This is a genomic window from Microcoleus sp. Pol8_D6 (assembly GCF_036700965.1).
In the GTDB taxonomy this organism is placed as follows: Bacteria; Cyanobacteriota; Cyanobacteriia; order Cyanobacteriales; family Microcoleaceae; genus Microcoleus.
The window spans coordinates 1-16165 of sequence record NZ_JAUBPW010000002.1; the positions used below are offsets into that span (position 1 = coordinate 1).

Annotated in this window: 8 protein-coding genes; all 8 read right to left on the reverse strand. The window is 43.6% G+C overall.

Annotation, left to right across the window (positions count from 1 at the left end):
- A partial coding sequence (locus QUA10_RS00965) for an AAA family ATPase (RefSeq protein ID WP_333086139.1) occupies window positions 1-4633 on the reverse strand: 4633 nt, incomplete at its 3' end.
- An 82-nt stretch (window positions 4634-4715) separates the two neighbouring features.
- Window positions 4716-5024: a hypothetical protein gene (locus tag QUA10_RS00970; RefSeq protein WP_333082272.1), complete on the reverse strand. Its 309-nt coding sequence runs from the start codon at window positions 5022-5024 to the stop codon at window positions 4716-4718.
- Between the two features lie 97 nt (window positions 5025-5121).
- Complete coding sequence (locus tag QUA10_RS00975; protein WP_333086140.1) at window positions 5122-6525, reverse strand: tetratricopeptide repeat protein; 1404 nt, start codon at window positions 6523-6525, stop codon at window positions 5122-5124.
- 59 nt (window positions 6526-6584) lie between these two features.
- Window positions 6585-7442, reverse strand: coding sequence for a tetratricopeptide repeat protein (locus tag QUA10_RS00980; RefSeq protein ID WP_333082270.1), 858 nt, complete (start codon window positions 7440-7442; stop codon window positions 6585-6587).
- Window positions 7443-7529: 87 nt separating this feature from the next.
- Entirely contained in the window at window positions 7530-8318 is a 789-nt protein-coding gene (locus QUA10_RS00985) for an SAM-dependent methyltransferase (protein WP_333082269.1), read from the reverse strand.
- Window positions 8319-8599: 281 nt separating this feature from the next.
- Window positions 8600-9880 (reverse strand): glycosyltransferase family 4 protein, encoded by a 1281-nt coding sequence (locus tag QUA10_RS00990; RefSeq protein ID WP_333073645.1) that lies wholly within the window; start codon window positions 9878-9880, stop codon window positions 8600-8602.
- Between the two features lie 88 nt (window positions 9881-9968).
- Entirely contained in the window at window positions 9969-10697 is a 729-nt protein-coding gene (locus QUA10_RS00995) for a class I SAM-dependent methyltransferase (protein WP_333082268.1), read from the reverse strand.
- 138 nt (window positions 10698-10835) lie between these two features.
- Window positions 10836-16157 carry a glycosyltransferase gene (locus QUA10_RS01000; protein WP_333082267.1) on the reverse strand — a complete coding sequence of 1774 codons (5322 nt, stop codon included), beginning with the start codon at window positions 16155-16157 and terminating at the stop codon, window positions 10836-10838.
- Between the last annotated feature and the right edge of the window lie 8 nt (window positions 16158-16165).

The following is a 16165-nucleotide window of genomic DNA, read 5'->3' on the forward strand; positions in this document are numbered from 1 at the left end:
GGCGGCGGGTTACGTCTAGTTCGGCACTCATGCGAAGGTTTTCTACTTTTAGCCGATCGTTCAAAACCAATATTTCTGCATTAGCTTGGGCTAATTGGGCGGTTCTATCTTCTACTTTTTGCTCTAAAGTTCGGTTGTAATCTTCTAATTTTTCGTAGAGAGTTGCATTTTCAATCGAGATCGCGGCTTGAGCGGCAATGATTTTTAAAGTTTCCACTCTTTCCGAGGTAAATGCGCCGATCGCCAAATTATTTTCTAAGTATAAAATACCACCTAGTTTGCCTTGATTGAGTAGGGGGGTGCAGAGGATCGATTTGGGTTGAGTAGCGGTAATGTAAGAATCCCCAGTAAATAGTCCTTCATCGGTGGCGTTATTTAATACTACATTTTCGTGGCTGCGAGCGACGTAGTTAACTATGGCGGTTGATAGCAGGGGAATTCCAGTTGCAGGAGCTACAGAATCTACGGGAAGGGATTGCATAATGGTAATGCTCTCGCATTCTACTGCTGCTTCGGCTTCAATCGCCCAATTCCCGCCTTGATCCAGAATCAGAAAACCTTTTTGGGCGCCTGCGTTTTCAATTACAGTTTTCATCACCTGGTTTAACAATTGTTCGAGAACGATTTCACCGGAGATAGCTTGGGATGCTTTCATTACTGCGGCAAAATCTAGCGCTTCGCCGGAATTGCTACCAGTTGTGGTGATTGGATTGATGATATTATTTTCAGTATCTGTTCGGGTTGAACTAAGCGACTGAATGGCTAAAAATTGCGGGTATCGCGATTCCAAATCTTTGACTTTAGCTACAGCCCCCCAGCGCTGATAAGCATAGTGGGCATCTTGCAGGTAGTGACGGGCAACATGATTTTGATTTTTGGCTAAATAAAACCTGCCTGCTAGTTCGTAGGCGAGGGCTTCTTCGTTGAGATATTCGTTTTCGCGGGCTAAGATGATGGCTTTGTCGTAATATTCTCTGGCATCTTTATCGTTGCCTAATACGCGATCGCGTTCCGCTTCGACTAGATAGAATTTGTGCAGGTAATTCATGGGAGCCTGCTTTGCCCATGTTTCCATTTTTTCTTGTTTAGCAGCTACCTTTGCCAGGATTTCTTCTTTTTCCGTCTCTGAGGAATTAGGATATAGCGCCAGTCGGGCTAACATATCATACAAATAGGCGGTAGTGAGAATAAACGAAGAACCTGCATTAGCTGAGTATTCTTCAAAACGGTCTGCATTCTCCACAGCTTGCTGAAAATCCTCGAAAAGATAACACAGGGGAAGTTTATGGGAATAAGCGTGCATGAGCGCAGTTCGATCGCCACCTGCTTGATGAACTGGTATCATCTTTTGTTCGTCGTATACTTCACCAATCAAACAGCAGGGATTTTCTGCTTGTCCCATTAAGTTCAGGATCGCCTGCATATAGATTTCAGCCCAATGAATGTATGCTTTCTGCTGAGTTTGATAAGTAACTTTAAGGGCTTTCGCCATCTCTTTCTTGGCATCGCTCAGCTCCACACCGCTGAGGTACAAAGTGTAAGCATAGCTATGCCTAACACTAGCAGCACATTCAATATCTCCAGTTTCTATCCCATTTTGATAGGCTTCCATGCAAAAAGAAGATGTGTCTCTAAGAGGTTCATTCCAATGCTTGATAAATCCCTTATATATTGCATAAATTCTTGCTTTAAATGTTCTATCTTTGAATTGTTCTAGTAGCTTCAAAGCAAGTTGACCAAATTGATAGCCAGTGTCAAGCTCTCCTGATAAGCAGAGAATCAGTCCGTAACCTACATACGGAAAAGCCGAGTTAGCAGAATTACCATACTGAATCGATAAATTTACCTGTCGGCACCACATTAACAAGCTCAGTTGATTAAGTGCTATGAACGCAGGGCTCGACAAGTAGTTCATCACCCGCATAGCTGCTAGTTTATACGGATCGGTCATTGGCGGTAAGTGGATTAATTCCTGGGCTTGTCTGCCCGCTAAAGCAGATTTTATCTGCTCTATCTCTCGCATCAGATCGGATTGGTTCGGTCGTTGCGGTAATTCTACTCCAAGTAATTTCAGAACTTCGAGCCCAATGTCGATCGCCTCTAGGAATTTCATTTGGGCGCAATAAGCTTGTATTTTAATTTCATAGACTTTTACTTGGTCTAACAGCGTTTTTGCTTTTTGCAAAACTACCCCAGCTAAGCGCTCCATTTCATCGTAGTTGCCAATTGTATAAGCTGTTTCTGCTGCTTCTAAATACAAATCTAAGGTAAGGTTGTACTGCTGTGACCAACTCTTGTTATTTAACAAACTTAAGCCGATTTGAAGGTAATTAAAAGCTGGTTGGCTAGCTGCTGAAGATTTGGCTTTTTTACCTGCCTGTAAATTTAATCTAGCTAATTCGTATCGCTCTATTTGTCGAGCGATCAGCGCACGACCTTTGTTTAAATGATTGACAATATCAAACACCTTCTGTGCCAATTCTTCAGATGGTGTATTTTGAAGTAACAACCTGCCCACGCGCAGATGTACTGACTGTCTATCTGCGTCCGAGATGAGAGAGTAAACTGCTTGTTGAATGCGATCGTGGGCAAATTTGTATTCTGCAACTAACAGATCGGACAAACCTGCTACATCAAGTTCCGCCAACTGATAGGCATGGCTGAGGGGTATAATTAGACCGGATTGGAGTCCTGAGCGTAAATGGGTTGCTGTTTCTTGGAGAGATTTTTCGTAGATAATCGCCAGTGTTTTCAAGTCAAACTGATTTCCTACGCAAGCTGCTAATTTTAAGACTGCCTGAGTTGCTGTCGGGAGTTTTTTTACATTTTTGCTCGTTAGTTCTAAAACGTTATCTGTAAGTGGTTGCGCTTTGATTTGTTCTAAGTCCCACTGCCATTTCTGAGATTCGTAGTTAAAATACAACCATGCTTCAGAATGCAGTGATTTTAAGAATTCATTGATAAAAAACGGATTACCGCCAGTTTTTTGCTGAAGCAATTCGGCAAGTGGCTTAGCATTTTTTGATTCCGCAAAAAGCGTATCAACTAAAAGTTGCGTAATATCGGTTAAGGCTAAAGGTGCCAGCAATATTTTATTAATGGTTGTTACTTTTGCTTTGGCAATATTTTCCAAAATTTGAGTTAGCGGATGTGCCGAGCTTACTTCATTATCGCGATAGGCGCCCATGAGAAATAGATATTTATTATCTGCTACTGTCATCAGCAGTTGGATTAATTCCAGCGATGCTCCATCTGCCCACTGCAAGTCATCTAAGAAAATTACTAACGGATGTTGGGGCTGAGTAAATGTATTAATAAATTTTTGGAAAACCAGATTAAAGCGATTCCTCTGTTCTGCTGGTGGCATATCTGGTAGGGGTGGTTGCGAACCAATAATTAGTTCTAATTCAGGAATAAATTCAACGATTACCCCTCCAGCTTCCCCTAATTCTGCTTGGAGCTTCTCTCGCCACTTGCTAATTTTGGCATCGCTTTCTGTTAGTAACTGCCGTACTAATGAACGAAATGCCTGAATTAAGGATGCGTAGGGAGTATCTCGTTGAAACTGGTCAAATTTACCAGAAATAAAATAACCGCGTTGTTGAGTCAGCGGCTTATATATCTCCTGGATTAATACTGTTTTTCCAATCCCAGAATATCCTGAAACCAGCATCATTTCACTGGCTCCTTGACTAACTCGCTCAAAAGCAGCTAATAGGGCAGAAATTTCCCGCTCTCGCCCGTACAGTTTTTGGGGAATTTGAAATCGATCGGAAATCTCGTGCCGATCAATCGGGAAAGGGTCAATTTGCTCTTTGCTCTGCCATTGTCTGAGACATTCTTGTAAATCGGCTTTTAGCTGATATGCCGATAAGTAGCGTTCCTCAGCATTTTTTGCCATTAATTTCAACACGATCGCCGAAATAATTGGTGGAACTTCTGGTTTGAGTTCGTGCGGTGGGGTAGGTTGTTTAGCAATATGACAATGGACTAATTCCAAAACATCATTCGTGGGGAAGGGTAACTGTCCGGTTAGTAATTCATAAAAAGTTATCCCTAGCGAGTAAAAATCAGTGCGATAATCGATTGTTCGATTCATGCGACCTGTTTGTTCTGGCGAGATATAAGCCAGCGTTCCTTCTAATACGTTCGGGTTAAAAAAAGTTGGGTTTTCTCGCGACAGTGTTGTGGAAATTCCAAAATCAATTAGCTTCAGCTTACCTGTCTGCTGATTTAAAACAATATTTGATGGATTAATATCTTTATGAATGATGTGCTGCTGGTGAACCTGACCGAGAATGTCAACAATCTCAATTGCCAGATGGAGAAATTCAGCAATTGTAAATTGTTTCTTAGCGATTATCTGATTGAGGGATTCGGCACCAAAATATTCTAACTCAATTACCCACTGATTTTCTAGGTTTTGGAAGCTGTAAACATCTATTACGCCTGGTAAGTTAATGTTTTGGGTTATTTCATACTCTCGCTTAAACCAGGCAATTTTTTCAGGGGAAGGATAGGCTTGTTTGAGCATTTTGAGGATAACAGGCAGATTGTCTGCTTGCCGATATCCGCGATAGACTAACGAGTTACTGCTCTCATGCAGTTTTTCAGTAATTTGGTAATTTTGCATAGTTAGGTTTTTATGACAAAAAACCGCAACAAGTGCGGTTTGAGTTGATGAAATATCAATCTACTTTTCCAAGTGTAGAAAATTATGAGCGATTTGACTTCAATCCCACATCCTCATCAGAGTCAGGTTCGGGTTCTGGCGGTGGAGAAGGAGGAAAAGGGTCTGGATCTGGCAAGGGATCGGGGCCGGGATCGAAAAAAGTAGTAGCAAACGTAACTTGTTCTTCTGCAAAGATTGCGGCAATTTTAGCATTTTCACCACTCATAATTGCAGTCTGTTCTGCTTCAGTTAAACCCATTTCTTCCATTAAGGAACTGGGGTTGTTGAGGAAAGCACTTTGTTTCTTCGTGTCAAGTGCTAAATCTGTTAACAAATCCAATAGGTTACTCATGGGATATTCTCCTAAATCTCTAAGGTCGCGAACAGTGAAGAACTAAACTAATCGTCATTGATTTTTTCAGTTGATTTTCTGGCCATTAAGGGTTTCATTAATTGGGTTCAGAAAATTTTAACACTATTCCATCATCGTGCAACTTTTTAAATATCTTTACTCTGTCTTCATGTGAAAACACTGGAGTTTGATAAAGCCTTTCTGTAACGTAGTAAGGATTGATGAGGAATGCAAGCTCTAGATAAGCCGTTTCTGTACCAATATTACTTTTGTTTCCCAGAAGATGGCTTACTTCGCCAAGAAAGAAAAGAATATAACTCCACATTTCTGTCAGTTCAAAGTTTTTCCATAGCCATAATTGAGGCTCTTTTTCAACACCTGATGTAGGGTTCTTTATCACCTCTTCCAAAACAAGCTTCTTTAATTTATGTCCCTCCTCAGCATGACTATTTATCCATTGCAACTGCTCTATACTAACTGACGGTTTTGGAACATTAATTTGATGTCGTAATACCTTTTTAATTTTTTGACAAAACTCCACTTCTGTATCTTCAAAAAACTGCTCTAATTTTCTTTGAATCTTTTTAATGTCGTTTGGTTTTAATGACCCTCTTTCTTCCTTCTTTTGGTTAGCCTCAATTATGGTGAGAATTAGCTTAGCCATCAAGTCCCCTGGACTAAGTATCAAAGCTTGTTGGAGAAAAGCGATCGCCCTAATGTAGTGTCTTTTTTTATCCTCTGGGTCTGAGTGTTTCTTGGTCAAATAAAAAGACAAGAAAGCGTGTTCGTAAAGATTTACCCTGCCACTTTTCAAGAATGGAACGGGAGAAGAAGACTGTTGCATAATCTCCATACTGGGAGCTATTACAGCTTCAACTCCCAGATCCCAGAATGAATTTTTGTAGTCTTGAGTCAATCTGTAAACTGTCGATCGCATACCCCATGCCCAAGCGTATGTAGGCATGAGTTCAATCGCTCTGTTAAGGCATTTCAAAGCGTCTTCTGCGTGTTGTTGTATTTTTTCTTGTCCGCAAGAATTCTCTGGATTAGGTTGCTGAGATATCGGCTCATGCAGGAATTGGCTGATACCCTTAGTTATATACAGGCGATGGGTTGCCCCCAAGTGAGCTAATGCCCACACATAGTTGCAGTCTTCTGGCGATTTAGCATCAAGCGCTTTTTGGAAATGCTCGATCGCCTTTTCAACATATTTTGGCCTTCTGTTATTTTCCGTAATTGCTCGAAGACGATAGGTTTCACCTAGCTGTGCATGAGCCCAGAAATACCTATCGTTTTTGTCGAGCGCTTTCTTTAAATAATGTTTTGCTTTACCATAATCCATCAAATGGTAATAGGTTGATCCTAAGTGAGCATTAACCCAAGCATTGTCAGGATACATTTGGAGTTGTTCAAAAATCTCGATCGCCTGTTCGTAAGCCCCTGACAAGCGAAGAGTCTCTGCTTGTTGGGCCATCATCATATCGCTGGTATCCATCTGCATAAAATTATCCTGAAAAGACACTTGATGTTTAATTACTTGAAATTTGTTTTCTCAAACACTTAACTAGCGAGTAATGCCTGAGTTATCGGGTCGTCCCGCCAATCCAACCAAGCTGGATCATGACCGACTAACTCAATGGCTTCATCGTTGATAGGAATAGCTTCTCGCAGATATTCCCATGCTTGTTCGCAGTTACCTGTCAAGATTGCTAAACCGCAGAGTCGGTAGAGAATATCTCCCCGATCGCCCGTTTCCCATTGAGCAAGTAATGCTGTCCGCGATCGCTCAATTTCGCTTGCTGCTTTGTCCAATCCCTGCCAACGCGCCTTAGATACTGCGATACAGTACAAAGCTGTAGTCTCATCAGCAATTTGTTGCAACCTCTGTTCGCAACAGGCGATCGCCTCAGAATATTGGCCATCATAACAAAGGATCAACCCTTTCTCAATTTGCCAATTTTTCCCCGCAAATATGGTTTCGTCAAGGGCGATCGCTCGATCGAAGTCAATCAGGGATTGCTTGTAGCACTTCATCAACTCATAGATGCGGCTGCGATAAGCGATCGCCCAAACGTAATCCGGCTGACGCTCAATTGCTCGATCCAAGTCAGCCAGCGCCTTTGGGTAATAGGCTTCCCCCAGAAAGCGGTAGGTTACGCCTCGGTGTGCGATCGCCCAATTATAATCAGGGTTCAGTTCAATGGCGCGGTTAAAATCTGCCCAAGCCTCCTGATAGCGTTTCATCAAATAATAAGTTTCGCCCCGGTGTGCGATCGCCCAAGCATTGTTAGGTTCCAAGTCGAGCGATCGGTTGAAATCATCTAACGCAGCTTCAAAATTTCCCGTCAGCCGATGAGTTTCACCCCGATGAGCCAGAGCCTTCCCATCGTCAGGATTTTCTTCTATATAAAGCGACATTACCACATTTTTTCTCCTCTAACACATACACTTTTTATCTGCTGGACAAAGAATGTAGTTTTTACTACATTCTCTTGGCAAAATACATTAACTTTCCTTAACAAAAGACATACCCAACCGTGCCATCATTTCACTGTCTACAGGTGCAGACGCTTGAGGGGGAACATAAAGTGTCGAAACTAGAGTAACACGACTTTCAGCCAGTTTGGACACAGGAATATGCTGGATAACTGGCTCGCAAACCGGGTAATAAACTGCTGCTTCGTAAACAATTACTTCGTGGTCAGAACCATAGTGCATTTCTAACACTTCAGTTAACACCTTTAGACCGCGCAATTGAATCTCTTCTTGATAAAAACCCAGATTGCCGATCGTCGCAATCTGCCACAAAATTAAAGCACTGGTGGGGTCAAATTTACGCCCCCGAATCAGAAAGTCAGTGGCTTCAAAACTTTGACATCCGTTGCGTCCTGGGTCAAGACCCAAGTCAGCAAATAAGCAATCTTCCGCTGAAATTCCTGGTAACATTTGCGCCCTAAAACCTTCCCGACGCGCCTGTTTAATTGCTTCATGGGTAGGGTAAGCGAAAACGCCGGGATGACCGTAAAAAACTGCACATACATTCAACCCCTGACGAACTTCAGCCAAAATGCGATCGACCATTTCTCGATAAGTTTCTCTACGCCGCTGATTGTTAGTATTGTAAGGTAAGGCTTCTGCCGTGACATTGAGTGTCTGTAGCCATTTAGCAGTAACAGGATCGGCTACGGCGAACAGAACTTTGTCAGCTTGCTCGATCGACGCCTTTGCTGCTAAGGTCAGATGACCAACTAATTGAATTCCCGTCCCGACAACAGTTAAAGATCCCGTTTTCAAATGTAACTTCCTCCAAGCGATCGCAAGACGATTTCACTAGACCTTTTGCAAAAGTCCTTTTCATAAATTTATTGGATGGGCTCTTCGGCCCATCCCACAAGAAAAAATAACTCTTGTGGGATGGGCCGAAGAGCCCGTCCTAGTTATTTTTGCAAGACGATTTCACTGGCGTTTCAGACATGGGGGCAGCCCCTAAAAGAGAATGAAACAGACATCTCCTGTGCGGTGTACTCGCACAGGAGATGTTGTGAACCGGGGTTTAGTCCTGACCAACTTTATTGCTAAATTCTCACTGCAAAAGATGCTGCTAATTCCCGTTCTGGTTCCATACCAACTGTAGGCGGCATGGAACGATTTGCTACTTGCTCGATCAGTTGTAGATGTTGCGGCAGCATTTTAGCTAAACTGTAGCGTTCTAGGGCGGTTTGACGGGCTTTGATGCGAATTTCTGCCATGCGGGTAGGATGGTCTAAAACTTCATCAATGCGATCGGCTACTTGTTTCGGTGAGAAGTAATCGACTAGCAAACCGTTTTCTCCGTCGCGGATAACTTCTCTCACCGGCCCGGTGTCGGAACCGATTACTAAACATCCGGTTGATAGAGATTCAATCATCGACCAAGATAGCACAAAAGGTCTGGTCAAATAAACGTGTACGTCGGATGCTTGAATTACTTTTAAATACAGTCCGTAAGGTAGGGGCCCGACAAAGTGAACTCGCGACAAATCTAGGGGTACTTTTTTGAGCATATAGTCTTTGTAAGACTCGCCGTTGGGTAAAGAACGCCCATAACAAACTCTTTCTGAACCAACGATTACGACGTGACAATTGGGGCGGCGTTCTTGTACATAGGCGATCGACTCAATGAATTCAGGAAAACCCCGGTAAGGTTCCATTCCCCGCGATACGTAGGTGACAATTTCATCAACGCCAGACAAGTCTAAGTTAGGCAAGACCAGTTTAGCACCGGGGTCTGGTTTGAAGTAATCGGTATCTACGCCGTCGTGGAGTGTGGATAATTTTTGTTGTAGTTCTGGCGGAAATTGCGATCTCTGCCAATAAGTGGGCGACAAACCCCAATCACAAGAGTATAAATCGATCAGAATCGGCGCATTTTTGATTCTAATTCTGGCCATATCGTCAACTGTTAAAGGTTCCGCTGGGTCAAAATCTGCGTCGGAACCAATAGCATGATAGAACCACTCGAAATAGCACAAAAGTGGCGTATTTGGAAAAGCTTCTTTGACAAATAATGTCGGGCCCCAACCAGAATGTCCGCAGATAATATCGGGGACAAAACCATCGGCTTTGAGTTGTTCTGCCATTCTAAATACGGCTTGTCCGTAGATGACGGCACTTTCTAAAGGGCGGACGTATTGGTGAGTCTGGGCGTGGGGTTCGCGGCTGGGTGTAAATGCTGCTTTGCGAACGCCGGGAATGTTCCATTCGGGACGCTCGTTTTTAGTGCCGAAAACAATTTGATTTTTGGGATCTGCGCCTAAAGCCGTGATAATGTGGCGGTATTGGGCGGGGAAGTTGGGATGGAGAAATAATGCTTTCATTGTCAGTTGTCTGTTGACTGTTGACTGTTGACTGTTGACTGTTGACTGTTGGAATAAAATATTTTGAAGCGGCTAAAAAGCTTTTCTTTTATTCATTGGGGGTTGGTGCTTTGCAGATCCAGACACAATCTCGCGGTACTGAAGATGTATTTTTCAGGATGATTTCATAGTTTAAATGATGGAGAAATTTTTCCATAATTGTATCAGTCATAACTGAAAATGCTGTGCCGTCTCTGTGTCCTAGCAAGTTTTTGTCCCACTCGCTGGCGAATTTTTGCCACCCTAATTCGCTAAAAATATTTGTGTGGTGAAAAACGCAAATTCGATCGCCCTGCAGCAGTTTGGGAATTCGAGTCAGGTAGTTGAATATATCTACCGGCTCTACGTGTACCATTGTATCGTAACAAAAGCAGACATCGGCTGAACTTGGAGCGATGCCGTCTAATGTTAAACCGTCGAGTTTGACGTAAGAAACGCGATCGTCTCCCAAGCGCGATCGCGCCGCTTGCAGCATTTGACTGGAAATGTCTGCACAAATTAGTCGATCGCAATATTTCAGCAGCAGCGAACCGGTTTTTCCGCCGCCGATACCAATTTCTAAAACCGTATGTTCTTTTTTGATGTACGGTGCAATAAATTGCTGTTCTATTAGCGCTTCGTATTCGGCTAATGAGTTGGCGGCACCGGCAGCTTTACCTATCCATTCGTCGCCAATATGGGCAAGTTCGGCATTAGTTTTTTGCCACTGTTGGGCGTAACTGTCCCAGGCCCTTTCATAATCTACTCTTGGGCGATCGGTCATTTTATCATCGTTCATTTTTGATTATTTTATAGTATTGATGGCTCAATTTTCAATATGTTCCGCAATTCTTGGCAAATTATATTAAATCCTGCCAAAAGTCTACGAGGTGAGTTACTGCCCTTCACTGGGGCCGAGGCTGGCACTGTAAGATGACTAATGACGGCTGAAATATGCTTCGCAGAAAATCTCTGCATAAGCTTGAGTCATTTCCTCAAAAGTATTAAGTGAAGCCAAGACATATTTAGCGTTTTCAGCTAACTGCTGCCGCAACGATTTATCCTCCAATAAACTTATCAAAGCTGCCACTAATTCGTCCGGGCGATCGGGCGTATAAAACAAACCATTAATTCCAGGCCTCACTTGTTCTCTAATTCCAAAAACAGGCGTTGTAATAATTGGCAAATCGCAGGCCATCGCCTCCAAAATCACTCTTGGAAAACTTTCGACGCGAGAAGTGCAAACAAAAATATCAGCCGATTTGTAATATTTTCCCGTCTCCCCAGTTTCCGGGACTACTGTCACCCTTTGTCGCAACTCTGCTGGCAATTCCCCCACCAACTCGGCTAATTTATTGCTGTAAATACTCGGGCGATCGCCCACAATAAAACACCTAATCTTATTGTGCCATTTATCAGGTAAAAGTGAAAGTGCCTTAACTAAATCCTGCTGTCCTTTGCGTTCGCATACCGTTCCCAGCAGCAAAATTACCACCTCTTCCGCTGCAACACCTAAACTTTTTCTAGCCAATTCAGAATTGTCCGAATTTTCCAGTTTGCTCAAATCTAAGCCGTTGTGAATCACGCTAAAATTGTGGTGGCTGTTGAGAGACAAATACCTATCCCGCGTTGCATCCGCCACAAAAATTACCTTGTAAGGATAGCGAAAACACTCTAAAGCTCTCGCCGCAATCTCCGAACCAAACCTGTTAAAATAAGTTTGCCAAGGTTCGCTTTCGTGCACGTTCCACACCACAGGAATTCCGATTTGGTGCGCCGCATCAACTACAAAAAAATTTTCTAAAGTATTGGCATAAATTGCATCTACTTTTAAACTAGCAATTTCTGTGCTAAAACTGCGGATGGCTTCATCATAAGCATCGCGCTGGTAGATGTGTTCGAGAGGATTGTCGCGCACAATTACTTCAATTCCCTGCTGTTCGTAAGCTTGACGCAGGGGCCCGTCTGTTGTGCAAAGTACGATCGGCTTAATCATACTCTCAGCCGCCAATTTCACCGCGATTTCGTACTGATGCAGCGGCGCACCAGTGAAATCCAGCGAATTGCTGCACATCAAAACTTTGATAGGATTAACAAAACCATTGGCTGCTTCCAACCAACCAGAATCACTAAATTTGCGTTCTTCCTTCTCGGTTACATCCGTTACATCCGTTACATCCGTTGCCGAACCTTCTTCTTTCATAAAAACCCGTCGGGGTTGAATATGAAAATACTCATCTTCTAAAGACAAATGAGGACTGTAAAAACTGTCATTTTTCCCCGCATACTTGCGCCTAAAAGCCGCCACTTCTTGAGGATTGTCGGTAAAACCCCTAGAAGTTCCCTCTTTGTGCAACAACTCGGCATCGGGACAATATACGCACCGATAACCCCGTTCTAACAGTCGGTATCCATAATCTGCATCATTGTAAGCAACAGCAAAATTCTCCTCATCAAAACCGCCCAATTCTAAGAACAATTGACGCGGAGTAATCGTGCAAGCGGCTGTTACCGCAGAGTAATTTCGCGTTACCATCGCTTGAGAAAGATAGCCTCGATTATTCTTGTCAATCAGCTTAAAAGCATGACCAGCTAAACCGTGATGCAGCCCGTGAATTACGCCCGCGTGCTGAATTCTGCCGTCGGGATATAACAGCCGCGCGCCGACTGCCCCCACGCCCGCGATTTGAGCGTATCCCACCATTTGACTCAGCCAGCGCGGGTTAATTACTTCAGTATCGTTGTTCAAAAACAACACATATTCGCTGTCAACTTGTTCCGCAGCGCGGTTGTTAATTGCTGCAAAACTAAACTTGCCGCCAGGATTTTTTATCCGCAAAACTTGGCAACTTAATTCCTTTAAGTATTCCAGAGTTTTCGGGTCGTCGCTTTCGTTGTCGATGACGGCAACTTGATAATTTTTGTATGTTGTAGTTTGTAAAGAATCCAGACAGGCTTTCAGCAATTTGAGCTGATTTTTAGTAGGAATAATTACCGTTACTGATGGGCCGTTATCCGGGAAATCCTGGGCAAATATCCCCAAATTTTCTTTAATCGCCCATGCGTGCTGAGCGACATTGCCGTTAATTTGGCGGCGGTTTAGTGCGTCTTGAATGGCTTTTTGACCTGCGGAAAAACTGGCGGGTTTCGCGGCCCCAGATATGGCGGTAGAACCGGGTGCGGTTCGCCAGTGATACAGCACTAGCGGCAGGTGCGCGACGTGGCGAGAAATTTCGGTGGCTCTCAAGGCAAAATCGTAATCTTGGGAGCCTTCAAAACCTAGCCGTAAACCGCCTATTTCTTCAAAAATGTGTCTTCTCACCGCGCACAAATGACCGAGATACATATAGGAAAGCAGCAGTTCCGGCGACCATTCCGGTTTGAATTGCGGGGCGAATCGGCGACCTTTAGTGTCGATTTTGTCGTCGTCGGAATAGAGAAAATCGGTGGCTGGATGGGTGGCAAAATATAGGGCGACTTCGCCTAATGCGTCGGGAGTGAGTTCGTCGTCGTTGTCTAAAAACAGGATGATGTCGCCTGTTGCGAGGGCGGCGGCACTGTTGGTGGCTGCGCTGATGTTGCCGTTTTCTGTGCGAAATGTGATGCGGATACGATCGTCCTTTTGAACCCAGCTTTTCAAAGTGTCAGCAACAGTGAAATCGGTGCTGCAATCGTCGGCAATGCAGAGTTCCCAGTTGGCATAAACTTGATTGATTACGCTGTCGATCGCACTTTCGAGAAAATCTATCTGCGGATTGTAAACTGGCATTACTACCGAAATTTTTGGCAGGGGTTCCCGGCAGAATTTTAACCGAGAAATCAAGTAATCGCGCGCGCGATCGTTCCACTGATTCACCTCCAGCCAAGCGTCGTACCTATCAATGGGTTGAGGCACCACAAAACCTGCAGGTGGCAGTAAATCTCCCGGCGCACTAAACTGTTTTTGCTGCCGATAAATCTTCCCCAACTGGCGGATCACTTTCACAATTTCCCAAGGCATCGGCACAATCCTGCCCAGACGCTGTTTTCTTTCCCTCGCCCGCTGCTGGATTGCGGCTATAAACCTTGATAACTCCTCAAATTTATCAGCACTTCGTTGCCAAATATGGTAGCGCCGCACAGTCAATTTTTTCGGCGCTTGAAAAGACAAAATTTCCCCGGTTTCTAACTCAGCTTGCAGAGAAACGTGCCATTCCCCTGGCAGCAAATCGACAAGGGCCTCAAAACCGCTTTCCGAACTGTTAACCCAGTCGGGAAACACTTCGCCGACATCTTTTCGCCGTAAACCGTAGGCGCATTCTACAGAAGTATCGCCGCACAACAAGCTTAATTTAGCAATTTTGCGATCGTGGTGGCAGCACCAACCTGCAAACAAAATTTGGCCCTGACGCTGTTCCCACACCACTGGTACATCTAACGATGCTTGAATCGTTGAAACTAACAACGGATAAGCTGCCAAAAGATGCCATTTACCTCGATCGTCTTGGGCTTCCAGTAGCACTTCGTGTCGTCCGGCAGGCGCTTCCAATTGAATTGTAAAACCAGATTTCTTCGCAGCGGGAATATTAGAGTGTGCTAGCGCTATATCACTTCTCTCTATGCCGTAAACGCCTACGAAACTCTGGTTTTTAATTCTGACGCGGACTGCTGTAGTCTCTCTTTTTTGGTTAAAAACCCAGCCAACAATTAGCAGGTTGGAATCACAAACTTGCCAAGTAGTGGGTTGATCTAACGAAAAAATAAATTTAGGGAACAAGTCGCGGATTTTTCGCTGAACTTCCCACAACTTTTCTCTCACTTGCCACCATATTGAAGACTTGATTATAGCAAGTTCTGCCCGAAAAATTTCATTTTCATGGCGGGAGTTTTCTAATCTTTCCTGAGTTTGACTTTGTGCTGTTTCTAGCTGAATTAACTCAGCTAACTTTTGCTGCAATATAAATTCAGTCTCTTCAAATTGTACCTGAGTTTCCCCTAATTCTGCTTCTAATTTTAAGACTTTTGCTAAAGCTATTTGAAATTGCGATTCTTTGCCTGCAAGCTGTACCTGAGTTTGTCCTAATTCTGTTTCTAATCCGAGGAGTTTCGCTAACGCTTCTTGAAATTGCGATTCTTTGCCTGCAAGCTGTACCTGAGTTTGCCCTAATTCTGCTTCTAATTTTAAGACTTTTGTTAAAGCTTCTTGAAATTGTGATTCTTTGCCTGCAAGCTGTACCTGAGTTTGTCCTAATTCTGTTTCTAATCCGAGGAGTTTTGCTAAAGCTTCTTGAAAATTTGATTCTTTGCCTGCAAGCTGTACTTGAGTTGCTCCTAATTCTGTCTCTAATCCCAACACTTTCGCCTGGGCCTGGTGAAATTGTTCTTGCCACTGTTTGAGTTCGGAAGAGCTAGTTTTTTGCTGTTTTTCCAGCAAGCGGATTTTTAGCCAATCTTCAAATGGCCAGATTGGAGATGCTGGGAAATGAATAACTTGATCGATCGCACCTTTCGATTCGCTGCTGAGATTGCCAGCTTGGGTTTCCAAAAGTTCATAGAGTTCTAATGCTTCGGGAAAATATTTTTCTATTAAACTCGGTCTGTGACTTTTGACAATATCGTTGACTAATAAAGATTCTTCAAAATTGTCGCCCGGTATCGCACCTAAGTTAACGTTAAATTTTTCGTTGACTCGATCGATGAAAACTTCAGGAGTGTTGCCGATGGGGTAAACGTTGGCTAGGAGACAGCGATGGGGGAAACGTTCGTAAAGTTCTAAAACTTTTTGATTGTAGTGAATCCACATTTTTACTGCCATTTCGGGATTTTGCAGCAAGCTGACATCGGTTCCCCGGCGGTAAAGGGAATCGACTACTTCCCAGGGCGATCGATAAACACAGATAAAATTAGCTTCGGGGAGTAAAGTCAGCCAAAAATCCCAAAAAAGGGCTGTTCGCGGGTCTTTCCAACCCCAATGTTTGTGAGTTTGTTGATTTTGGTCGATCGCCCTTTTGGCGATTTCCACGTATTCTGCTGCTACCGGAATCGTTTTTTCAAACGTACAGCCGAGTTCATCAATACCGTGCGATCGTAAAACACTTTTGTGAAACTCCACAAAATCAACATTCTCGAAATGACCTTTCACATTTCCGTCGGCCGGGCCCACTAACTTTTTGCCAATATCAACCCCAACTTTCTGAAACAAAGAAGCTGTTAAAGACGTACCGGAACGGTGCATTCCGGTAACAATAAAAACCGACGGTTTGCTGTCATTTGTACTCACAATTTATC

What these genes read in the sequence shown, in the direction of transcription:
- QUA10_RS00970 (WP_333082272.1), bottom strand. Translation starts at nt 5,024, where the DNA reads ATGAGTAACCTATTGGATTTGTTAACAGATTTAGCACTTGACACGAAG.
- QUA10_RS00975 (WP_333086140.1), bottom strand. Translation starts at nt 6,525, where the DNA reads ATGCAGATGGATACCAGCGATATGATGATGGCCCAACAAGCAGAGACT.
- QUA10_RS00980 (WP_333082270.1), bottom strand. Translation starts at nt 7,442, where the DNA reads ATGTCGCTTTATATAGAAGAAAATCCTGACGATGGGAAGGCTCTGGCT.
- QUA10_RS00990 (WP_333073645.1), bottom strand. Translation starts at nt 9,880, where the DNA reads ATGAAAGCATTATTTCTCCATCCCAACTTCCCCGCCCAATACCGCCAC.
- QUA10_RS00995 (WP_333082268.1), bottom strand. Translation starts at nt 10,697, where the DNA reads ATGAACGATGATAAAATGACCGATCGCCCAAGAGTAGATTATGAAAGG.